Genomic DNA, 20,933 nt, shown 5'->3' with positions numbered 1-20,933 from the left:
AAATAATAATATGTCTAATTATTCCAGTGGTCAAATACTTTTTTTTGGCTTAATTGATTATACATTTATTCAATTAGTGATGTATAAAATACAAATTAGCCGAATGTAAAAAACCACCAGAACACAAGGTGTATTAGACCTTTTCTGGTGGCTTTTCTAATGCTACTTCTATCCATAGTTATTCAATACATGCATTTAAATTCAACTAAGAACTAGGTTTAATCATCATGTCCAGCTTATTTATATAAGGACCGAGCGCTTCAATTAACTTCTCTTGGTTTTGTATCTCCTCTTTCGAAAGCCGATCCATATGAACACTTCCATCTGCATCAAATACCTTGGCATCATAGCTTTGCAACTCATTTATTAATTGTTCGATCTCCTCAAACTCTTCTTTAGTAAACCTCTGTTCAGCTTTTTCCAGCACGCCATTCCAGAAAGTATCACGATCAACGACAGCCGCCTTTGCCTGAGGGATTTCATTTTCATTCATTTTCTCGAAATAAGGTTTAAGCTCAACCTGTAAATCATTATATGCCTTTTGATCTTTCGCACTTAACTGTTCTAGGTGAAAGACTCCGTCAGCATCGGCCATTTGCAGATTGTAAGCTCCCAATTCCTCTAGTAAAGACATCAATCTTGTAAATTCCTCTTCGTTAAAGCTTTGTTTCGCGTTCTGCAGCTTGGCTTCAAGCCTGTCATATTGTTGCTGGGTTACTCCAATCGTAGCAGCAGTTGCTTGTGAGCCATACAGGGTATCCGCCAAATAATTATATCCGGCATATGCTCCAGTAGGAATTAATAATGCAGCCGCCAAAATGCTTGCTACAAGCCATTTTTTCATTCGTCTTCCCCCTGATCTCGTCTCGGTCTGATTTAGTATTTGCTTCTTCAGTTCCGGTGGGGCACTTAGATTTCTCGCCTCTTCCTGCAGAACTGTCCGTAACTCTTCATTGAAATTCATGCAGGTCCTCCACCTTTCCCTTAAAAAGAGTATGATTCTCCGGCTTCTGACGAAGCTTGTGCAGTGCAGCATGAATACGGGATTTCACCGTACCCAGAGGGATACCCAGTATCGCGGCACTTTCTTCCTGTGAATATTCATTTAAATAGTGCAGAATAATCACCTGCTTCAGCTTAAATGGAAGACGATCTACACTTGCTAGTAGACGGCGGTTAGCTAACCTGTCCACAACATCACTAGTGAAATCAGGTTCCATCCTTAAATCAGTCTGCTCTACTTTTTTAACCATTCGGAGATGCGTCCATCTCTTTCTTCGATAGGCATGAATTTGCCGCATAACCAGCCCCATAAGCCAAGGCCTAAAAGGACGATTGACGTCAAATTGCTCAAGCGACCGGTGCACCTGAATATAAATCTCCTGAACAACATCATCCACATCGGAGGTTTCGCGAACGAGAAAATGAACGGTCTGATACACATCCCGAATCGTTGCTTCATATAGTTCACTGTACGCTTCACGGCTGCCGGCTAGCGTAAGCGCAATGAGCTGAGAATATTCATTTGGATGTTTCATCCCTCTCAATCCCTCCTTCGGTCTTACACTATGTATTGGTACATAGAGAATAAATCGTTCGATTTATTTTTTACTCTGCAGCGGCTTAATGGAGTAGATGAAGTAAGCCGAGGCGACTGCCAGCTGAACAGATTATGGACAGGTGGAAGCTGATGTTCAGCTTTGCTTGAACAGATTATGGGCGGTGGAAGCTGATGTTCGGCTTTACACGCCAGCTTTGGCCGGATCCCGCAGAAATCTATGAGATAACTGCATTCTGTACACTTATTCCATATGCAAAAAGGTTTACTCTGATTTTAAGTGTATTCTATACAATTAAAAAGCGGAGAAACTTCCTATAGTGGGATAAATCGTGAAAATAAGTGTACGAAATACAATTATATCCATCCAAGCGTTATTTCGCAGAAATATAGTTGTACGAAGTACAGCTATATTCTCCCACTCATTGTTTGCATGTGCCCTCAATAAAGCGAAAAAGGGGAGATCCATATGGATCATCCCCTTGCCTATATATACTCGAACAGTAACCGCCTATCTCTCTAAAAAATCAGTCAGCGGATAGACTCAGCAACTTTGATCAAATCATTCTTGTCCAAGCTAGCTGATGTTACACCGTATAAGACTCCATTGGCTTCCCAGTCCAACCCTTTTCCATTAACCAATACAGCATCAACTCCGTTAATCTTCACTTTTTCGATGGTGCCATCCGTCGACATCTCATAAGCCGTTTCGGAATCAGCGTGCCGCTGCTGCATCGAGATGATCTCATCGGTAGCTTCATTAACAAAATATAAATTAATATATTTGCTGTCGATTACTTCACCATTGCTATCCTTATAAAACTCTGCACGATCAAAGGTATAACCGTCTGGCAAATACTCCGGCAATCCCACATTAAAAATCGTATATTCATTTAGCTTGCTAGAATCCCTCTCGATCAGCAATTCCGCTTTCTCTTGATCCCTCTCAGATTGCGTAACCAGTCTGCCGTCTTCAACTCCGACGATTTTTTCCCCATCAGCATTGTAGATATCACCTGCCTTTTGAGCAGCGTCGAGGGTCACAAACGCATTTCCTTTGCTATCAAAAATCTTCCCCTTAAAGTCATCCGGAATCACGTTGGAATCCGCAGAAAATTCTACTTCATGGGCTACAATATGGCCTAAGTTTATCGTTTGCAATACTTTCATTAACAGCTCCTGTGCAAATGACGGCTGCACAAAAGTTACACTTAATACGCTAACCACTAGCAAAGTTGCCAGCATAACAGCAGGACGTCTTAATCTATGTTTTGTATGCAATCCTTTCTCCTCCTTTTGGCCGGCATACTTTCTCCGAGCCTTATTCAGAATGGCTGTTTTGTCAGAGCCCTCGCTGAAATCTTTATGGGCCAGAACCCTGCCTAGCTCCAGCAGCTCCTTGTACTCCCCAGCACCCTTTAAATCATTTGCCGCTCCATATATACTTTCATCTAAATCTGCTGAGAACTTCTGCTGTATGTCTTTACTGTTCATAGCTGCTCCACGCTCCCTATTTCAGTCTTCAGCTTTTTCATAGTCCGGTAGAGTATCACACCGATATTGCTCTCCGAAATTCCCGTAACCTGGGCAATCTCTCTATTTCTCAGATTAGCTCCAAATTTTAGAGCCACAATATTCCGCTCCTTTGAGCTCAATGTATTCAAGGCTTCGTTAAGCCTTCCACTACGTTCTCCCTGGAGGATCAAACATTCTGGATCTTTTCTGCTAGAAACCAGTTCCTTGACGGCATCCAGCGAAAAGAAACTTTTCCTTTTAAAACTCCGGTAATGATCATTGACCACATTTCTGGCAATGGCGAATAACCATACCTCTAAAGGAGCTTTTTCCTGAGAATAGGTCGATAGTTTCGCCAACATTTTCTCAAAAACAAGGCTTGTCAGATCCTCAGCCGTATGGAGAGAACTAACCCGGTAAGCGATGTAGTTGAATATTCTTTTATAGTAGGTTTCAAAAATCGTTGTGAACAAAACATTTATGTCAGTATTTTCCTGTATATTCTCTTTAACAAAAGGATGAAGCAATGCGCGCTCATGCATCAATCTAACTCTCCTTTCCCACCAAATTTTCACTTAGCTAAGTAAATTCATCAGTTAATACGATATATTTCCAATTTCATTACAAGATATAAAAAAAAGAAGGGTTCCAGCGCTAAATTCAGTCTTTCTAACCAAGCTACAGTAACCCGTCAACTTGACAAGCTTATTATAGCTTCTATATATTTTAGTAACTAAAGTAAATTGGAGCGAGGCAATGTTATGAGCACAAAGGAAGAGAAACAAAATGCTATCCATAAGGTCATGGAATCTATGGCAAATGTGCAGCAGAAATCCCAGTTTTTCATTGATATGATCACTAAAAAGGAAGCCCTGACTCACAATCAGATCATGCTGCTGTTTCAACTCCGGCTTACCGGAAGCTTGAACATTACTGACATCTCTGAACGCTTCGTGGTCACACCCGGAGCCGCTTCTTCCATGTGCGATAAACTTGAGGAAGCCGGACTTATTGAACGGGTGCGGACTAAAGAAGACCGCAGAGTTGTCAATATTGTCCTTACAGAACAAGGCGATCAGCGTATCCATACAATATTTGAAGCATTTCCTACCTCAGATCTGAATAAAATCTCCGGAACTTTAGAACAAATAAATAAATTGATGGAACAAATGATGCACTAACAGCCTTCATTTTGCTCCTTATCAGCTATACTCTTTTCTATAAACACTGTCTGTCAGGAAACTGACGGCAGTGTTTTTTATGTTAAACTCCCAAATTATTATATTGACTATATATTATAATGAATATATATTTTAATCATTAAAATATATTTTGAAGGACGGTACTGTAAATGTCCAATAATAACAATACTTATGAACGTACTGACATGATCGATCCACCGTTGAAGGTAAGAGGTTCGCTGTTTGTCCGAGAGAATATTCGTGCGGTCACTGTTGATGTGTTTGGCCACTTAAGTACTAAAAGTAGTGTCTCGACATCAAAACTCAAAGTATCTGGCGACTGTACAATTGGGGGGAATTGTAAGGCCAATCAGGTAAACAATCTAGGGAGTCTGCGCGTTCAAAATATCCAAGCAGATAATCTCCGATCTTCTGGATACATGTCCGTAGCAGAAAATGCTGCGGCCGGGACTTTTTATGCTGAAGGTGCTGTGAACATAAAGAGACTAAATGCAGATTCATCGATTGAGATCCGTTTAGGCAATAGAAGCACAGTCGAGGTTATGAGAGCTGGCGGTGACATTATCGTTAAACCCTCCTCCAAGTTGATTAATGCGCTGATGCACCCTTTTCGAAAACTTACCTGCACAACGATTGAAGGAACTAGCATAACGTTATACCGGACGACAGCTGACCTTGTGTGCGGTGAAGAAATCATCGTCGGACCGGGTTGTACCATTGGGGAAATCCGCTATAGCAAAAGTCTAACGGTGGATCTTAAGTCGCAAGTTGACCGAACTGTATTTTTAAACCAATAAAGGAGAGTCTACATGGAAAAAATCACTCATTTGTCAGGAGCCACTGTACTCAAAAATATCGCCAAAGGTGCCACCATCTTGTTCTGTGTACCGATCCTTAGTGTCTGGGCCGTGGGGAGTGTTGTCTGTGCAATCATTGCACCTATCGGTGGTGTGCTAGGTATTGTTGGCATCAAAGGGATAGGACTAAATGCCTTCCCAGATTATGATTTCCCGAACATTCTCAGCCTTCCAATTGGTCTGTGCCTCTCCTTACTTTTGTTCATTTCTTTCTATTACACTCGTCGTTTATTGCGTGGATGCCTGCATTTTATAAAAAACTAGCGAACTGTAACAAGCTTGTATTCTCTTTGTTAATAGAAAGTGACCTACAACGCGCTGTTTTATTCTATACTTAAGGGGACTGGACTTTATCCTGGAGGTAATTATGAATAAAATCATCGCTATAGGAGCTATCACGCTCTTTTTGGCCGGATGCGGAGCATCGGCAACCATAGATATGGATACAACAATGGCTATTAATCAAACACAAGCTACTTCAGCACCACTGAAACTAATCGTGGACGGCGAAGCCGTTCTTCCTACTCTCTCCCCTTTTTTCCTAGATGATAAGGTCTATGTACCTGCAAAAGTACTAATGGAATACTACACCTCAGAACAAAAATGGGATAATAACTTAAAGACCTTGACCATCTCTGATGGAAGCAGTAGTTATGTTCTGACGCCGGACAATGAGTATATGCAAGCTGATGGATATCAAACCTCGCTTGAAGGACCAGCTATTCTACGAAATGGTATTTTATATATTCCTGCCGATTCCTTAAACTCTCTGTCTGGTGCCACTGCGCAGCTGAATGCAGCTGGAACTGAAGTATTAATAACATCAGGGGATGTTAGTACTACCGTCAGAACACCCAGCGAACCTCTCGCTATTGCTACAGAAAATGACCAAGTGAAGCTGTATACTGCCCTTAAAGATGGCGGTACCTACGAAGGATTTGTTGTAGAGGTGAACGGTAACAAGCATACATTTGATTGGGAAACACCCAGACTCCTAAGTTACCCTCCTGAGATTCATTATGCCGACATCGATCAGGATGGACAGGAAGAAGTCGTTGTCATTCTGTGGCTCGGAACAGGTACGGGCATGTCCATGCAGGAACTTCACGTGATTAAGCCTAACCCGTGGGAAGAAGTCACTGTCCCTTCTGCAGATAAAGCCGCCTCCGCATTGGTTACGTCAAAAATTTCTAATGAAAAAGGGGACGCCCTGATTCAAATTCAAGTTAAAGGCTCAACTCCATCCATGGTGACTTTGCGATATCCAGATCGTGCTGAGGATGGCAATCTAGGCGAACAAGCCGGCATTGGTGCTGTTACTCACTACATAGTGGAAGAGGGCAAGCTAAAGGCGGAAACAAATGTTTATATTGGATTTCTGGAGAGTATTGGCACACTAACCTTTGCCTACAAACCGGGAAAAGATGGAATGGAACCCGACTCTATTCGCTTTGAGGTTCATGAGGAATTAGCTTCTTACGTGGAGGGTGAACAGTTATGATTGATGCCCATATACATTTAGAGCAATATGAACCTGAAGTTGCCGAACAGATACTGAGTGAACTGCCTGACATGGGAATTAAAGCCCTTATCGCTGTCTCTATGAACTTGGACTCTTGTATACGCACCCAAAGACTTGCAGCCATAAATCCCGGCGTGGTCCGTCCAGCTTATGGCTTTCATCCAGAGCAACCCCTGCCGCAGGATGCTGAGCTGGCTGCTCTGCTGAAATGGATCGAGAGTCAATCTAGTGAGGATTATATTGCTGTGGGGGAAATCGGGCTGCCTTACTATACGCGTGCTGAAGCTTTAGAACGTGGCGAAACCTTTGATATGGAGCCCTATATTGAGCTGCTGGATCAGTTGCTTGGGTTAGCTGCCCGTCTCGATAAACCTGTGGTGCTGCATGCTGTCTATGAAGATGCGCTTATTGCTTGTGATCTCCTGGAAAAACATAACATACAGCATGCCCACTTTCACTGGTTCAAAGGTCCAGAAGAAGCCATTGCCCGCATGATTAAGAACGGCTACTATATCTCCTTCACCCCGGATATCCTGTATGAGCCGGAGATACAGGCGCTTGCCCGCCGTTATCCCCCAGAGCTAGTCATGGCTGAAACCGATGGTCCTTGGCCGTTCGAAGGACCTTTTGCTGGGAATATAACCCATCCGTCTATGATTCGCGAAGTCGCCGCTGCTTGGGGAGTGCTCCATGGTTACACCCCCGGCGAAGCGGAAGAGTTAGTGACTGCGAATACTAAGCGATTTTATAGCTTGTAGATAGTTTCATAGCTTGTAGATAGCTCTATAGACTATAGATAGATCTATTGCTTGTAGATAGTTCTATTGTTAGAGTAGAAGAAAGTCAGTGCCTTAGCTAGAATAGCCTAAAGTCAGACTAACGTTATGATTAAACACAGCTTGGCTTGTGAAGCCGTATTTTTCATAGTGGAAGTACTGTTCACAAGCCAACCTTACTTAATCCAAATCCCCTTACCCATTTTCGTTTCGGTAATATTTTTGCGTACATATTTTTGCGTATGTATTTACGTGGACGTATTTATGCGTACGTATTTATGCGTACGTATTTACTCGTGCGTATTTATGCGTACGTATTTACTCGTACGTATTTATGCGTACGTAATTTACGCGTATGTATTTACGTGGACGTAGTTTACGCGTACTTATACCTGTACGCATTTATGCGTACGTGTTTATGTGTACTTATTTATGCGTATGTATTTTACGCGTACCCATTTACGTGTATCTAATTACGTGTACGTATTACCTGTACGTAATTACGCGTACGTATTTACTCGTGCGTATTCACTCGTACGTATTTACGTGTGTGAAGCCGCTATCGGACACAGCTGACCTTATATGCAGCAATTCCCCACTTTTGGGATGAGAAAGGACCCCAGAGTCGCTATTGGCATAAAAAACACCCAATAAGGTGCTCTTTTTAAGGAATAACGACGCTGGTGGACCTCTGTCAAGAAAGTGGACAGTCACGCAATAGACATTCTAGTCAATTGCTCAGCAAAACGAACTGGAGAAAGATACCCCAGCGCGCCATGCATTCGCTTGCGGTTATAATAAAACTCAATATATTGAAAAAGTGTCTGGTAGGCTTGCTCCTTAGTTTTGAATCGTGGATTACAATAAATGAGCTCCTTTTTCAAAATGCTGTGCCACGACTCGATACAGGCGTTATCATAACAGTTACCTCTGCGGCTCATGCTGGACTCCATGCCATACGCTTTCAACTGCTGCCTGTATTCATGAGAAGTATATTGAGAACCTCTATCGGAGTGATGTAATAGACCCTTTTCCGGTTGTTTAGCTTCGTAAGCATCTTGTAAGGCGCCCGAAATTAAGCTAGTTTCCATATGGTTCTCCAAGCGCCACCCCACGATTTCGCGCGTGCAAAGGTCCATCACACTAGCCAGGTACAAGCGCCCTCCCCGGCAAGGAATGTACGTAATGTCGGTAACCCATACTGAATTGGGTTTGAGTATTTTAAATTGCTGGTTCAGCGTATTCGGGGCAATCGGATGGTCATGATTGGAGTCGGTGGTCTGTACGCGATACGTTTTGGAGACAATGGAGCGAAGCTTCATATGTCGCATGTACACACTCACCGTGCGTTCGGTAACGGTATAACCTTCTTGATGCAACAGGCGGGTGATCTTCGGACTCCCATACCGCTTTTGATGGTCTGCAAAATGATACTGAATTCGCTTCATTATCGCAGCCTTACGAAGCATATGCGTACTGGTTTTTTCTGTCCGCCACTTGTAGTACCCGCTCCGTGACACATGTAGGGTCATGCACATCTTCTCCAAGAGAAACTCGGAGCGATGTTTTTCAATAAACTGGAATCTCAGTTCCTTGGTTTGCTGAAGATGTGCACTGCTTTTTTTACGATCGCTAATTCCTCTTCCACATCAGCAATCTTGTTATCTTTTTCTTGAAGTTGTCGGCTCATTTCTTTCAACTGTGCCTCGAGTTCCCGTACTCGATCCACGCTAGCTGCCGGTTCATTCTTTAGTTCTCGATACTGGCTCATCCATTGATGCAGGGTACTTTTTGGGATGTTGAGCTCTTCCGCCAAGTCGCCCACTGTCTTTGTTTGCTCTTGAATGAACTGCACTGTCTGTTTTTTAAATTCTTCGTTATACCGTTGTCGATGTTCTCCCATGTGAACACACCTCCGTGGACTCATTATCGCCAGTCTGTTAACTACTGTCCACTTTTTATTCTAGCTTCATGGAGTCCGAAACCATGCTCCAAAGGCTAATAATCTGCGAATAATGTCATCTGGGTCCGTAAGCCTCAGGTTGATGATGACTCGGGACGCTTGTAAGCAGTCCCCAATAATCATAACCTCTCCACACCCACTAACGTTCCGCCTGCGAACTTCATTTTATAAATATCCGGCTTTGTGGTTTGAAGAAGAAAGCTCAGATCATATTTGGCATCAAAATAGTTCATCATAAGCGTCATGACTGCCCCATGAGTTCCAATAGCAACCTTTTGACCGCTGTGATTGCTCAGTATTTCTGCCAGCACACTAACTGAACGCTTCTGACACGCATGAATGGATTCCCCACCAACTGGGACAAAATCCGGATCTTCAAACATTTTTGTCAGTAATGGATACAGCTCCTGATCAGTCATAATCTTATTTCCGTCCGAGAAATGGATTTCCCGGAGGTCTTCAACACTCTGAATCTCTGCTCCTAAGTCCTGCGCCAATCCAGAAATCGTATGTATAGCCCGAAGGTATGGACTTGAATAGAAGACTTGAATTCCTTCCAGACGTAGTTTTTCCGTTATCTTGCGGGCATCCTCCTCCCCCTTCGCGGTTAGTCCGCGAGTCCTTTCAGTTTCTCCGGGCAGTTTGGGCGACTCACCGTGCCTCACCATATAAATAAAAGTAGCCATCCTTTCCCTCCTTTACCTCTACAAATTCTAATGTTCTAGCCAATCTCCTCTACACACTAAAAAAGCCCTTACGGACGAGAAACTGTCCTATCGGGCTAGGTAATATTGTAACTTATAACGTTTCGTGCAGCAGTTGCTTTAGATCACAAAGTAATAACTTATTGAGAGGTCACTTATTAAGGAGATACTTATTGAGAAGTCACATATTGAGAAGTCACTTACTGAGAAGTCACATATTAAGGCGACTATGACTAAGGAGACTCTTAATTGCACTATATACAGCTATTAAGCGTAAAAAGAGACATCCTGAGCAAATAAGTGCACTTTGTGCAACTAAAAATCATCATTCCTAGACTAAAAGGGAGAATATCAAATAATAACTGCACAAAATACAACTAAATCCCAGTTTGATCGATGGAGGGGAATTTAACTGCACATTCTGCAACTAAATGCTAGGAAGTCACGCTAGATTATCTTTGCCACTCAACCTTTCCAGTCTAGCTAAGTATCTGCTAGTTTGTCACGCTAGATTATCTTTGCTACTCAACCTGTCTAGTCTAGCTAAGTATCGGCTAGGTTGTCAGGCTAGGTTCTCTTTGGCACTCAAGTTTTCTAGTCACGCTAGAAAACGGCTAGTTTGTCACGCTAGATTATCTTTGCCACTCAACCTGTCTAGTCTAGCTAAGTATCTGCTAGGGAGTCACGCCAGATTGTCTTTGCCACTCAACCTTCCCAGTCTAGCTAAGTTTTAGCTAGTTTGCCACGCTAGATTATCTTTACCACTCAAACTTTCTAGTCCAGCTAGGAAGTCCCGCTAGCTAGACTAGCGTGCTACCTGCTAGCTCCCCTCCATCACCTCAACTGTCCTAGATTGCTCCGCAGAGCTATCGTTCATCTCTTTCTGCGCGGGCCACAGCACACGCCCAAATGCGATGCCCAGCACACCAATCAGAGCGATTACGATGCCGAAATTCAAAAAGATACGGCTAGGCCCAGCAATCTGAACCATCATTCCGCCGAGAAGTGGTGCGCCAATCATAACTCCGCTAAGAATGGTACTCTGAATACCGAACACACGCCCTGTCATATGCGGGGGTGTTTCTTTTTGCAGACAATAATTGAACGTGATAATAAAAATTCCATTCCCAATACCTAGTAAGAACCCTAATAGCAATACAGAAATACTGGAAGCTCCTGGCTGAAGCAGTCCAAGTCCCCCAACCGATAAACCCATCAGCACATAACCCGTTCCAAGCTTCCAGCCATAACCTGTTCCGCGATTCATTTTGTTCATGACCATAATGATGAATACAGCACCGCCTCCGGATGCCGCCACGAGCCAGCCCAGTAAAGATTCATTAGAGGGTGCAAGTACCCTAAATAGACTGGTGAATTGAAAATCAATCATCTGAATAGCCATTGAACAGACTATGCCAAACAGCATGGTATTTAGCAGCAACCTACTATGCAGCATAAAATTCCAGCCTTCTTTCCACATCGTGCGGAGAGCAACACGTTCCTCTTGATCGCCCTTGCCTTCTGTGCCAACTTGTTCTACTTCACTTTTCTTAACTGTAAGTAGGAGCAAATAGGAACAGCCTCTAAGGCAAGCATTGATCAATATACACCACTGTGGCGTAAGAACAGACAACGCGAAGCCGCCCAGTAAAGGTCCCGCGATTTTCGAGCCTTGATTTACAAGCCCATTAAGCGAGGTAGCTTGAAGCAGTTGGTCTTCTCTAACCATACTACGGGTCATCGACTGCTGAGCAGGCACGTTTAACGTAGAAATGGCAGCACGCAACATCAATAACGGGAGCAACCACACCATACTGGGAGCAAATAATACGAATACGGTTAACAATGCCGTAAGCAGATCACACATCCGCATTAGCTTCAGCTTGTTCAGTCGGTCAGCCACTACCCCTGCGAACGAGCCCAGCAAAATCCCCGGCAAAGCTATGGAGACCGGAATCAAAGCCAGCATTAGCGGGCTGGCCTGCCAGCGGTACCCTACGAGTACCTGAATTGCTAAGGCATCGAACCAATCCCCAAAGGTAGCCGTCGCATATGCGCTGTACACACGCATATACACCTTGTTCTTAAGCAGGCTCGTGCCTGCTTGTGTTGAAGCATTCATTAAACATTCCTCCAAATTACAATTAAGAACTTATTAGCATGACCTTAATGTAATGGAGAATTGTCAGAGAATTATCAGGGGGCAGTCACAAGGTTCGTAAGCACGGTATCCAAGGATTGTTCTAACCGATGGAATCCCCGCTCTTCCTTCTCCCGTTCAAATATATCCACATATTTGCGATACAAAGCTGGCTTAGGTGGAAACTGTTTACAAAAATGAACTATTCGGTACAATGCATATATCCGTATCGGCACGAACCCTGACATCTCAAGCACCTGAAGTGCCTCATCCAACAGTTGCTCGGCTTCACGCCAAGACTTGCGCCGTAGAAACCACAAGCCCCTTGTAACTTTATAACTACCAATCTCACGCAAATAAGGTTTCTCCAGCAAAAGTGCTTCAATGTCTGTTGCCATCCGTTCTATTACGTGATCTTCTGTTCCCATCCACAAGTGTGTAAGCATTTCTGAGGTCGCCGTTATAGGAATGAAACTCTCATACCCCGGCTCTTTAATCACTTCATATGTTAGCTTTAGTCGTTCCAGTGCTTTTTCCGGTTGCCCTGCCAGCGTGTACAAATCCAGAATATTTAGAATCTCCACTTCGCGATGCTGAGGCGGCAAAAGAATTTTTTTCTCAAGGACCAACTCACAGAACTCTAATTTTTTCTTAGGATCACCCAATAGAACATAACAGATTAATAAGGAATAAAACCGTTCCTCTATCCCCACCTCGGTTGTGTTCAGCAGCCAATCCAAATCTCCCTGTACAAAATGAATATAGATCGAATAAAACGGATCCATCGCATACCCCAAAACATCCTGTTGGCGTGCGAGGATTAACATCGAGCGACCTTGGCCATATAGGTGATATTTCTTGAATACCTCCCGCATCGTCTTTTGCATCTCTAAGTCATATGTAGTCGGATTGGCCATAGCAGCTGAGGGCTCCTGCATAGTCAGACTATAACCAAATCCCCGAACAGTCTTAATATCTAAGTCTTGAAACTTGCCTAGCTTTTTACGAAGCCGATAAATATGATCATCTACTGTTCGCTCTACCGGATATTCAAGCGGCCACACCTTATCCAACAGCTGTTCTCGACTGAATGTACGCCCTCTATTTTTATACAAGAACTGAAAAAGCGTAAATTCTTTTGGGAATAATTCTATCGTTATCCCTTCTGCGGTCACTTTATATTCACTTTCATTTAATTCCAGCTGCATGATAGAACCTCACTTTCCCCGAACCCGCTCATTGGTTACATTATAACAGTCCGTCCAAGGCCTACTCCACCTCAAAAAAGAACATACAAAAAGAGCAACCCACAGATTCCTCTGCAAAATTGCTCTCTCCTCTTCTAACCCATGCCACTTACCCAGCCATATTGTTAAAAGAGTCCTGTTCACTAAACACGGAAATATGATCTACTGTACCGGTCGAGCTTGGAATAATAAATTTCAGCTGGTATTGGTCATTGGCTTGATAGGTGTAAATCTTATCGTCTCCGTTCACTTTGGTATCGTCAGGCTTGCCGAATGTTGCCTCAATTTGCTTCAGCGTCAGCTTTTGCAGCGCGGAATCACTTGAACGAACATCGAAGATTAAACTTCCTTTATTAAATCCAAACACGACATGTTTGTCAGTGTAGGTAGCATAAATTCCTTTTCCCGCTGACTCTTGTTGATCAGGTTTGCCCCAATCCGCTTCGACCTCATCAATGAGTCCGGTATGAGCGGCATATTTTACGCCAGGCACCTTCCCCTTTTTGGCAAGCTCGAGTAACTCTTTAAGCTGTTTGTCGCTATTTTGTGAATTTGAGTTGGTTGAATCTTTATCAGTCTCCGTAGGGGAGGAAGTCGCTGCTGGCGCAGTTTCTGCTGGGATGCTTGATGGACTAACTTCCGGCTCAGAGGTTGCTGTGACAGCCGTTTCTGTTGGCGCCGTTGCCTGGGATTCTGAATTCCCCGCCTCATTGTTCGAGCTGCATCCAGCAAGCCCAATCATTCCTGCGAGTAGGATAGAGCCTGCTATTAATTTTATCTGTACTGACATGATGTCATCTCCTTAGTAGATTACCTAAAAGTCATCTTGCAAAAGTCATCTTGCAAAAATGAAACTGAACATACAGACGAGGTGAAAATCAAATAGTTGCAGGATAGCGGCAATTTTTCTGGCTAACCCTCTTTTACCCATATCTACAAATATAAATTCATACACACTCTATTTTTCTACATAAAACCCTTTTTTCCGACACCTAACTCAAGTAAGTTTCTCTTTTAAAATCTCCACATAACTCCATCTAACTATAAACTCGTGAACTCATAAGCTCATAAACTCATAAACCCATGAACTATATGACCTTAAACGTCATTCCCAGCCTCGAAGGGTTTCATTGCAGAACGTACAATAGAAAGGAGCTAATCCTGCTTGAAAAAGCGACCCATTGCAATCTGTACAATAGATTCCAACAGTAACCTCTTATCCGGCGAACTGCAATCGCGACATTTGTTGAAGAATTTCCCATCCAAACGCAACCTTAATCCTCCAAGCCGCATCTTATTAGTAAAGGGAGGGGAGCTGCATCTGAATATTATAGAGAGAATTGTGGCAAAAGATGAGTCAGCTCTCCGCCTGTTAATGGACGAATATGGAGATATGCTGCTGCGAACCGCTTCTTTACTGCTTAAAGATAGACAAAGTGCCGAAGAAGCGGTACAAGATACTTTTATTCAAGCTTATACCAAAATGAGTCAGTTACAGGAGCCGGATCGGCTGAAGGCATGGCTGATACGGATAGTGGTCAATCGCTGCCGCATGAGGCAACGGACTTGGAGCTGGCGTAATATTTTCCCGGCGGGAGGGTCAGAGCTGCAAACCAACGGGGATGCTGACTTCACAGCCGGAGCAGAAGAGCTTTTTATGGTGGAATGGCATAATGTCAGGCTCACCGAGTCCCTGAAAAATCTCGATTATCTATACCGGGAATGTCTGACTTTATATTACTTTCATGAGATGAGCATCCGGGAAATTTCCGAGCAATTAAATACATCTGAAAATACGATCAAATCCAGACTCGCCAGAGGCCGGACGCTCTTAAAAAAGATTTTGGTGAAGGAGGGACATTTCTTATGAATACAGAACGCGATGTGGTCAAAAAGCAGCTGGATGAAGAATTAAAGAACCTCCAGTTCACTGGACACGACCGGGTCATTAAGCAGACTCACCCTCCAACCTTTGGAGCTCGTTTATTGGCGCTGTGGAATAAGGAAATTGAGATCCCTGTCAAACCTATAGGTGCGATCGGTGCCATTATTCTAATCGTTTCGCTGACCCTGCATCAGCCAGAGATTAAACAACAGCCACAACAAAACACCCCGCAGCGTGCGAACCGAGAACTAATCGAAGCTGGAGGAAATACGTATTGGAAGGATATCTACGAGCAGGCGGTGAAAAAACATGAGAATTAAGATAAAAATCAAACATCTGGTGTTATTCGTGTTACTCCCTGCCTCCCTGCTTATTCTTCTGTTTAACTTCTTACCTTCACAGGCGCAGATAGATCAGAGCACAGCTATTCAATCTAACATAGCTAGGACTGATCTTCTGCAAAAGCTGGCTTCCACAACCGGGAGTAAACGTATCGAGCTAATCCGTACAAACATCCTTGATAAGGATCACAGCTATGATCCCTACAGATATGACGTTAATGTTAGCCCTTCGATGAGCCAGTGGAGTAATGATGAAACCCAGCGTTCCGGTCTGTTACCGGAGGACATAGTACCTTTACTTGAGGAATATATCCTTGAGGGGCCTTCGGATAATACACGTATATTTGCGGCTAAGCAGTTAGCTTATGAATATGATGCTCTTGGCCGAAAGGAAGATGGAGATCAAGCGCTAATCACCGCAGCGAAACAGTTAAACAGCAGCTCCTCTGTAGCTAAACAGCTGGAGCTCCTTCGAGCGGAGCGAGCCCTAAATAGTGGCGATATAACAACCGCTGAAACAATTCTTGAACAAACCCCCTTTCCATCCGAGTCTCAGGAAGAGCTAAACGCACAAAAGGCATGGCTTACCGGGCGTTTACTCTTTACAAAAGGCGAAGCGCAGGAAGCACTTGCCGTAGTAAACGATGGCTTGGAGAGCTACAAAAAATTCTGGCAGGATATTCATAAACAAATGAACGCTGCCACCAGCAGTTCGAACGAAGGCTCCAGAGACAATACAGGATCAGCAGCAGCACCAGAAGCTGGGACTTCGGATACTGAAAGACAGCTGGAATCGCTTCGAACCGCAATTCAGTCTGCTATAGATATGGGAAATACTTCAACTGCTGTCGTCTCCGGTACCCTTACAAGAAGCGATGGCACCCCAGTTCCGCGGGCTGGTATTTTTCTCCGCGCTGAAAGCGAAGTTAACCATAGCATCACTTCTGCTGAACCCTACCGAATCGTCACAGATACTGAAGGACGTTTCGAATTTCACGGTGTGATTCCGGGCTTTTATCAGTTACAGCTTGGACTTGGCTATGATCAGATCGACGGCTGGACTTGGCCTGTACAATATGACGATTGGATTGAAGTTAAACCGGATGGCAGGTTGAATGAGAGCATAGTTCTACAACCTCTGCTTGAGCTGCAGTCTCCCATTAATCAGGAAACCCTAACAGGCAAGACCATAGATTTCCGCTGGAAAGCTGTTGAAGGAGCAGCTTACTATCGTTTAAGCGGTGGCGGGGAGGGGGCCGTGTTGGGCGTACAAATTCGGGATCGTATTGTAGATAACCATATCTCCATTCCTGTAGAAGAACTTTACGATGGCGGCGGTTTTTCCTATGGCAGCAGTGGAGATGGCTGGGAATCTATTGATCCCCTCTCCCTTCTCGGATTTATGAATCCCGAAGTGCGCTTTTCTTGGAATATTGAAGCCTTAGATGCAGATGGACGCCTGATTACCCGCAGTAATGGCTACAGATTGAACGAAGACACCGTCGGCAATCTGCCGTTCTTTTATCTCAAGGAAAGAGAGCTTACTACGGCTGACCAACTACTACTGGATAAAAAAACGGATCAGGCACTAGAAATGTACCAAAAAAATATTGCCGATGACCCACAGGATGTTCATGCCATGCACATGCTAGTAAAGTTGATGCTGGCAAAATCATCCCTCACAAAGGATACAACATTAGAAGATAAGGCGATTCCCTTACTCGAAAAGCTAATACAACTACAGCCTTCTACTAATTACGCCTTCACATTATCGCAGTACTATTTTGACCATGCGGACTGGAAGTCGTATAACGAATATTATTCCTACTACAACGAACTAAACGGACCCAATACTAACGGTTATGTACTTTCTATTAACGCCACAGCCCTCATGCAACAAGGGAAGCTTGAAGAAGCTCGTAAACAATTCGCGATCGCCCTAAAGTATGATGATAGCCATCGTTTTATTGGCAGCTTTTTGGCGGCAGAATTATACGCTGGTGAATCACTCTCTTCGGTAATGACACTTGCTGAGCGTTATCCTGAACTCAGCTTTGGTCATAGTGGGTATCGCTGGCCACAAATGATTAAACAACTGTTAGCGGAACGAAAAAATCAACCTAAAGTCTTTGACCAAGAGTTAAAAGAGAAGCTTGGATGGTATGTGAATGGTCAAACTGATGAGTTAAAGCAATGGATCGCAAATGCCAAACCCTCCGCTTTGAAGACCTTTATGCAGGCAGTTTTAGAGGTAAGCTAATTCATTAAAATAAACAAAAATCCGGTCCCGCTCGACAAATTCGAGCATGGACCGGATTTTTAATTACACATAATCTTTTATTTAGATTTAGCTTCCATCATGTAATTCTGGAAATCCGTGATACTTGGGTTAGACATATAGTGGCCACCCTCTACTTCAATCGTTTGGCCTGTGATGAATTTGGATTCATCCGATGCCAGGAACAAAACCGTATTGCCGATATCATCAGCTTCACCGTGATAAGGAAGCGCGTTGAATTTTTGGAAAATATCCAATACCGCTGGCGGCATATTTCTTGCAGCGGCAGGTGTTAGGATCAGCCCTGGTGCCACCCCGTTACAACGGATTTTGTCTTTACCATATTGTGTAGCGATGTAACGAGTAAGGTTCACAACAGCTGCCTTAGAGGAGCCATAAGCAGTACGCAATGAATCCCCTGCGAATGCTGACATCGAAGCTGTGTTAATGATCGAGCCTCCGCCCGCTTTAATCATATGAGGAATAGCAAACCGGCTGCCTAACAGAACACTTTTGGTATTTACGTTCATCAGGCGATCCCACTCTTCCAAATCTATATTGACCACATCAAGGTCTTTTTGCAGATTAGTTAGACCTACATTATTAAACAATATTGTGATGGTGCCATACTGAGCAACTGTGAAGTCAACAGCTTCCTTGATCGAATCCGCTTGGGAGGCATCTAAGAAAAGACCTTCAGCTTCTCCGCCTTCATTTTTAATCTTAGATGCTGCTTCTTTGGCTGCTTCCACATTAAAATCGGCAATAACAACCTTTGCTCCTTCTCTAGCTAATAGAGTGGCAGCTGATAAGCCAATACCTGAAGCGCCTCCAGTTACTAATGCAACTTTACCTTGAACTCTTCCCATGTTCATACCCCTTTATAATGTTATTGTGCTTCTAAGATGACTTGGTTTATGTTTCAGAGCTATCAAAGCTCGTTAACAACTTCTCATAGATTTTCAAGAATTGCTGCAGTTCCTCCTCATTGAGCTTTTGGAACATTTCAGCTCTTAGCTCCTGTCCCTTAAGCTGTGCTTCCTTCAAAACGTCTTTTCCTTTGTCCGTGATAGATAGAAGTACATTCCGTCGATCATCTTCGTTATATTTTCGCTCGGCCATCCCCTGCTTAATCAGGCGATTAGCAATGTTAGTCATTGCTCCCGGCGTATATCCTAGTCTCTTAGCCAAAATAGTCTGCTTCAAGGGGCCTTTTTTATTCAATTCGCCCAAGACTAGAACTGGAGATATCCCAATATTGTGATCAAATGCGTTCATCCATCGGACAATAACTTCATTCGTAAATAATTCAACTGCATGTATTAGCTTAAAAATATCTGGATTTTCCAAGAGGTTCTCCTTTGACATTCATGATGATCGGCTGCTTATAAAAGTATTTTAACACTAAAATATTTAATAGTAAAATACCTAATATTAAAAAAAAGAATGCTTGGTGAAAAGCATTCTTCAAATTGCGGATTTATCAACAACATAAGTGCCAGCCAGCAAATCGTGAATCGCACGTTTACGGGGATGGAATCCAACCAACAGGTAATCCACCAGCATGATTGGACCCAGGATTTGAGTGAGGTCAAAAGCCAAATCCGACCATAAGGATAATTTGGCGGAAATAACGGTAAAGTCATAGCTGCTGACCGCAATTACCATTGAAAGAATCATACTAATCATTCGGAAAACATTTCGAATCAGAGCTTCCTTCACTGTTGGGTAATTCCCGTGTTCATTGACAATTTTTATTTTTAAAATCAGCTTCCCAGGGGTTCCGCCAAATCTAACGATCATAAAGATATCAAATGCGATAAACAAAATGTACTCCAGGATAATAGGTATCTCCGAGTGTAATGAAACAGCTAATGAATTGAGTATCCAGTATACGATAACCCCAGGTATTCCAATGACCAAGAAATCAAGAATGGAAGCCAGCACTCTTTTCCAAAACCCTATGAAATTCTCCTGATCCAAATGCTCGGGTAGAATGTTATCCATGCAAGCACTCCTCTCTCTATCATTTACTTTGTCGCTCAATCCCTATTTAACAATCCCTTCCTCAGATGCTCTTGGATAATGGACTCCAGCTCTTTGTTATTTTTCACAATTACCCGTTTATCAGACAGAGTATCCGTTAACTCTATAATCCTATGTGCGGCCTCATGATCATATCCACGGTTCCATTCAAAAATCATCACATAGAGATTCTTAAATGACTGCTTGTAATTTGCTTGCTCTAAACCCAGTCTTGTTTTTATAAACCTTGTAAACACTCTCAAATCCCTGATCACTTTATTAGGATTCAAAATAACGATTAAGTCAGCAGCTTTAAAACTCTCTTGTCCCCATTTGTAATGTGCGCCTTCCAGAATCCATGAGGGTTTATCAAGGATTTCCTCCAACTGAGCATCCCTTGCTTCAACTGAAAAGCGCAAATTCTCGGCACTTCTGTCCCATACCAAGTTGTCAGTCTCGTAATACTCTACACCGTATTTTTTAGATAACTCCCGGGCGATATAGGATTTGCCGCTGCCGCAAGCTCCAATGATTCTAATCTTCATAAGCTCAGCCTAGCCCTATCGGCAGGATTATTAGTCCTATAGAAATTACGGTGATTATTCTTGTGGTGAGGAGCGTTAGCTTTTTATTTTTCTCTGATTTATACCAGCCCTTAAACTGAAAATGATTCCGGTACAGCATAAAAAATACAAATAAATTCCCGAGTCCCATACTCCAGTTATACACGGGCTGACCAAATATCAATTGATAGATCAATCTTTCTGCCCAACCCAAAACTAACAAAGTCAGCACAAGCAATATACACAAGCGAAGTAATTCCAATATAAAAGAGCCCAATTTCAGCAATTCTGCAACCATCCTCTCAAGGTTTCTTTATCGCCAAAAAAATCCACATTCCTCCAAATTATACACCTTAC

The 20,933-nt window shown here is 43.2% G+C and carries 24 protein-coding genes; 9 read left to right on the top strand and 15 right to left on the bottom strand.

The window, feature by feature from the left end; translation table 11 throughout:
- Positions 1 to 205 precede the first annotated feature (205 nt).
- Together MHH86_RS05480 and MHH86_RS05475 are read right to left on the bottom strand one after the other, a co-directional pair.
- Positions 206 to 964 carry a DUF3600 domain-containing protein gene (locus MHH86_RS05480; protein WP_036686768.1) on the bottom strand — a complete coding sequence of 253 codons (759 nt, stop codon included), beginning with the start codon at positions 962 to 964 and terminating at the stop codon, positions 206 to 208.
- A complete protein-coding gene (locus MHH86_RS05475; protein ID WP_036686766.1) occupies positions 951 to 1,538 on the bottom strand; it encodes a sigma-70 family RNA polymerase sigma factor in 588 nt (195 codons plus the stop codon). The genes MHH86_RS05480 and MHH86_RS05475 overlap by 14 nt, the downstream gene beginning before the upstream one ends.
- A gap of 30 nt (positions 1,539 to 1,568) precedes the next feature.
- Between MHH86_RS05475 and MHH86_RS05470 the strand changes: the two genes are divergently transcribed.
- Positions 1,569 to 1,691 (top strand): hypothetical protein, encoded by a 123-nt coding sequence (locus MHH86_RS05470; RefSeq protein ID WP_342479655.1) that lies wholly within the window; start codon positions 1,569 to 1,571, stop codon positions 1,689 to 1,691.
- A 398-nt stretch (positions 1,692 to 2,089) separates the two neighbouring features.
- On the opposite strand, the gene MHH86_RS05465 is transcribed toward MHH86_RS05470, so the two are convergent.
- Positions 2,090 to 3,052: a DUF4367 domain-containing protein gene (locus tag MHH86_RS05465; RefSeq protein ID WP_036686764.1), complete on the bottom strand. Its 963-nt coding sequence runs from the start codon at positions 3,050 to 3,052 to the stop codon at positions 2,090 to 2,092.
- A complete protein-coding gene (locus MHH86_RS05460; protein ID WP_036686762.1) occupies positions 3,049 to 3,615 on the bottom strand; it encodes a sigma-70 family RNA polymerase sigma factor in 567 nt (188 codons plus the stop codon). The genes MHH86_RS05465 and MHH86_RS05460 overlap by 4 nt, the downstream gene beginning before the upstream one ends.
- A 219-nt stretch (positions 3,616 to 3,834) precedes the next feature.
- Between MHH86_RS05460 and MHH86_RS05455 the strand changes: the two genes are divergently transcribed.
- The 5 genes from MHH86_RS05455 to MHH86_RS05435 all read left to right on the top strand — a co-directional run bounded on the left by MHH86_RS05455 (position 3,835) and on the right by MHH86_RS05435 (position 7,412).
- Entirely contained in the window at positions 3,835 to 4,254 is a 420-nt protein-coding gene (locus MHH86_RS05455; protein WP_076225047.1) for a MarR family transcriptional regulator, read from the top strand.
- A gap of 170 nt (positions 4,255 to 4,424) precedes the next feature.
- Positions 4,425 to 5,072, top strand: coding sequence for a hypothetical protein (locus MHH86_RS05450; RefSeq protein ID WP_036686760.1), 648 nt, complete (start codon positions 4,425 to 4,427; stop codon positions 5,070 to 5,072).
- A gap of 12 nt (positions 5,073 to 5,084) precedes the next feature.
- Entirely contained in the window at positions 5,085 to 5,396 is a 312-nt protein-coding gene (locus MHH86_RS05445; protein WP_036686758.1) for a hypothetical protein, read from the top strand.
- 103 nt (positions 5,397 to 5,499) lie between these two features.
- Positions 5,500 to 6,633, top strand: coding sequence for a copper amine oxidase N-terminal domain-containing protein (locus MHH86_RS05440; protein ID WP_076141952.1), 1,134 nt, complete (start codon positions 5,500 to 5,502; stop codon positions 6,631 to 6,633).
- A complete protein-coding gene (locus MHH86_RS05435) occupies positions 6,630 to 7,412 on the top strand; it encodes a TatD family hydrolase (RefSeq protein ID WP_076141951.1) in 783 nt (260 codons plus the stop codon). The genes MHH86_RS05440 and MHH86_RS05435 overlap by 4 nt, the downstream gene beginning before the upstream one ends.
- Before the next feature lie 728 nt (positions 7,413 to 8,140).
- Here the strand turns inward: MHH86_RS05435 and MHH86_RS05430 are convergent.
- The 6 genes from MHH86_RS05430 to MHH86_RS05405 all read right to left on the bottom strand — a co-directional run bounded on the left by MHH86_RS05430 (position 8,141) and on the right by MHH86_RS05405 (position 14,274).
- Entirely contained in the window at positions 8,141 to 9,004 is an 864-nt protein-coding gene (locus tag MHH86_RS05430; RefSeq protein WP_342479777.1) for an IS3 family transposase, read from the bottom strand.
- Positions 9,005 to 9,015: 11 nt separating this feature from the next.
- Entirely contained in the window at positions 9,016 to 9,333 is a 318-nt protein-coding gene (locus MHH86_RS05425) for a transposase (protein WP_036683594.1), read from the bottom strand.
- 179 nt (positions 9,334 to 9,512) lie between these two features.
- Positions 9,513 to 10,079 carry a histidine phosphatase family protein gene (locus MHH86_RS05420; RefSeq protein WP_339811804.1) on the bottom strand — a complete coding sequence of 189 codons (567 nt, stop codon included), beginning with the start codon at positions 10,077 to 10,079 and terminating at the stop codon, positions 9,513 to 9,515.
- Between the two features lie 838 nt (positions 10,080 to 10,917).
- The gene (locus tag MHH86_RS05415; RefSeq protein ID WP_036680431.1) at positions 10,918 to 12,219 is read right to left on the bottom strand and encodes an MFS transporter; all 1,302 of its coding nucleotides are present in this window, start codon (positions 12,217 to 12,219) and stop codon (positions 10,918 to 10,920) included.
- 74 nt (positions 12,220 to 12,293) lie between these two features.
- Complete coding sequence (locus MHH86_RS05410) at positions 12,294 to 13,445, bottom strand: winged helix-turn-helix domain-containing protein (protein ID WP_051491128.1); 1,152 nt, start codon at positions 13,443 to 13,445, stop codon at positions 12,294 to 12,296.
- A gap of 148 nt (positions 13,446 to 13,593) precedes the next feature.
- Positions 13,594 to 14,274 carry a YjgB family protein gene (locus tag MHH86_RS05405; protein WP_076141949.1) on the bottom strand — a complete coding sequence of 227 codons (681 nt, stop codon included), beginning with the start codon at positions 14,272 to 14,274 and terminating at the stop codon, positions 13,594 to 13,596.
- 375 nt (positions 14,275 to 14,649) lie between these two features.
- Between MHH86_RS05405 and MHH86_RS05400 the strand changes: the two genes are divergently transcribed.
- Genes MHH86_RS05400 through MHH86_RS05390 form a run of 3 tightly spaced genes read left to right on the top strand, consistent with a single transcriptional unit; the run spans position 14,650 to position 17,970 of the window.
- Positions 14,650 to 15,354 (top strand): sigma-70 family RNA polymerase sigma factor, encoded by a 705-nt coding sequence (locus MHH86_RS05400; protein WP_342479654.1) that lies wholly within the window; start codon positions 14,650 to 14,652, stop codon positions 15,352 to 15,354.
- Positions 15,351 to 15,689: a hypothetical protein gene (locus MHH86_RS05395; protein WP_076129549.1), complete on the top strand. Its 339-nt coding sequence runs from the start codon at positions 15,351 to 15,353 to the stop codon at positions 15,687 to 15,689. The genes MHH86_RS05400 and MHH86_RS05395 overlap by 4 nt, the downstream gene beginning before the upstream one ends.
- Positions 15,679 to 17,970 (top strand): carboxypeptidase-like regulatory domain-containing protein, encoded by a 2,292-nt coding sequence (locus MHH86_RS05390; protein WP_076316917.1) that lies wholly within the window; start codon positions 15,679 to 15,681, stop codon positions 17,968 to 17,970. The genes MHH86_RS05395 and MHH86_RS05390 overlap by 11 nt, the downstream gene beginning before the upstream one ends.
- 77 nt (positions 17,971 to 18,047) lie before the next feature.
- On the opposite strand, the gene MHH86_RS05385 is transcribed toward MHH86_RS05390, so the two are convergent.
- The 5 genes from MHH86_RS05385 to MHH86_RS05365 form a co-directional block, all read right to left on the bottom strand.
- Positions 18,048 to 18,857 (bottom strand): SDR family oxidoreductase, encoded by an 810-nt coding sequence (locus MHH86_RS05385; protein WP_076129551.1) that lies wholly within the window; start codon positions 18,855 to 18,857, stop codon positions 18,048 to 18,050.
- Positions 18,858 to 18,903: 46 nt separating this feature from the next.
- The gene (locus MHH86_RS05380; protein ID WP_036680418.1) at positions 18,904 to 19,338 is read right to left on the bottom strand and encodes a MarR family transcriptional regulator; all 435 of its coding nucleotides are present in this window, start codon (positions 19,336 to 19,338) and stop codon (positions 18,904 to 18,906) included.
- Positions 19,339 to 19,455: 117 nt separating this feature from the next.
- A complete protein-coding gene (locus MHH86_RS05375) occupies positions 19,456 to 19,995 on the bottom strand; it encodes an RDD family protein (RefSeq protein WP_038569014.1) in 540 nt (179 codons plus the stop codon).
- A gap of 35 nt (positions 19,996 to 20,030) precedes the next feature.
- Complete coding sequence (locus tag MHH86_RS05370) at positions 20,031 to 20,558, bottom strand: hypothetical protein (RefSeq protein ID WP_076145488.1); 528 nt, start codon at positions 20,556 to 20,558, stop codon at positions 20,031 to 20,033.
- 4 nt (positions 20,559 to 20,562) lie between these two features.
- The gene (locus tag MHH86_RS05365) at positions 20,563 to 20,862 is read right to left on the bottom strand and encodes a hypothetical protein (RefSeq protein WP_081386495.1); all 300 of its coding nucleotides are present in this window, start codon (positions 20,860 to 20,862) and stop codon (positions 20,563 to 20,565) included.
- Between the last annotated feature and the right edge of the window lie 71 nt (positions 20,863 to 20,933).

The organism is Paenibacillus sp. FSL F4-0097, from assembly GCF_038593125.1.
Taxonomy (GTDB): Bacteria; Bacillota; Bacilli; order Paenibacillales; family Paenibacillaceae; genus Paenibacillus_AQ; species Paenibacillus_AQ odorifer.
This window is presented reverse-complemented; position numbering and strand designations above follow the sequence as displayed.

Excerpts from the sequence above, each read along its gene's own strand:
- MHH86_RS05480 (WP_036686768.1), bottom strand. The coding sequence starts at position 964 with ATGAATTTCAATGAAGAGTTACGGACAGTTCTGCAGGAAGAGGCGAGA.
- MHH86_RS05475 (WP_036686766.1), bottom strand. The coding sequence starts at position 1,538 with ATGAAACATCCAAATGAATATTCTCAGCTCATTGCGCTTACGCTAGCC.
- MHH86_RS05470 (WP_342479655.1), top strand. The coding sequence starts at position 1,569 with ATGTATTGGTACATAGAGAATAAATCGTTCGATTTATTTTTTACTCTG.
- MHH86_RS05465 (WP_036686764.1), bottom strand. The coding sequence starts at position 3,052 with ATGAACAGTAAAGACATACAGCAGAAGTTCTCAGCAGATTTAGATGAA.
- MHH86_RS05460 (WP_036686762.1), bottom strand. The coding sequence starts at position 3,615 with ATGCATGAGCGCGCATTGCTTCATCCTTTTGTTAAAGAGAATATACAG.
- MHH86_RS05455 (WP_076225047.1), top strand. The coding sequence starts at position 3,835 with ATGAGCACAAAGGAAGAGAAACAAAATGCTATCCATAAGGTCATGGAA.
- MHH86_RS05450 (WP_036686760.1), top strand. The coding sequence starts at position 4,425 with ATGTCCAATAATAACAATACTTATGAACGTACTGACATGATCGATCCA.
- MHH86_RS05445 (WP_036686758.1), top strand. The coding sequence starts at position 5,085 with ATGGAAAAAATCACTCATTTGTCAGGAGCCACTGTACTCAAAAATATC.
- MHH86_RS05440 (WP_076141952.1), top strand. The coding sequence starts at position 5,500 with ATGAATAAAATCATCGCTATAGGAGCTATCACGCTCTTTTTGGCCGGA.
- MHH86_RS05435 (WP_076141951.1), top strand. The coding sequence starts at position 6,630 with ATGATTGATGCCCATATACATTTAGAGCAATATGAACCTGAAGTTGCC.
- MHH86_RS05425 (WP_036683594.1), bottom strand. The coding sequence starts at position 9,333 with ATGGGAGAACATCGACAACGGTATAACGAAGAATTTAAAAAACAGACA.
- MHH86_RS05420 (WP_339811804.1), bottom strand. The coding sequence starts at position 10,079 with ATGGCTACTTTTATTTATATGGTGAGGCACGGTGAGTCGCCCAAACTG.
- MHH86_RS05415 (WP_036680431.1), bottom strand. The coding sequence starts at position 12,219 with ATGAATGCTTCAACACAAGCAGGCACGAGCCTGCTTAAGAACAAGGTG.
- MHH86_RS05410 (WP_051491128.1), bottom strand. The coding sequence starts at position 13,445 with ATGCAGCTGGAATTAAATGAAAGTGAATATAAAGTGACCGCAGAAGGG.
- MHH86_RS05405 (WP_076141949.1), bottom strand. The coding sequence starts at position 14,274 with ATGTCAGTACAGATAAAATTAATAGCAGGCTCTATCCTACTCGCAGGA.
- MHH86_RS05395 (WP_076129549.1), top strand. The coding sequence starts at position 15,351 with ATGAATACAGAACGCGATGTGGTCAAAAAGCAGCTGGATGAAGAATTA.
- MHH86_RS05390 (WP_076316917.1), top strand. The coding sequence starts at position 15,679 with ATGAGAATTAAGATAAAAATCAAACATCTGGTGTTATTCGTGTTACTC.
- MHH86_RS05385 (WP_076129551.1), bottom strand. The coding sequence starts at position 18,857 with ATGGGAAGAGTTCAAGGTAAAGTTGCATTAGTAACTGGAGGCGCTTCA.
- MHH86_RS05375 (WP_038569014.1), bottom strand. The coding sequence starts at position 19,995 with ATGGATAACATTCTACCCGAGCATTTGGATCAGGAGAATTTCATAGGG.
- MHH86_RS05370 (WP_076145488.1), bottom strand. The coding sequence starts at position 20,558 with ATGAAGATTAGAATCATTGGAGCTTGCGGCAGCGGCAAATCCTATATC.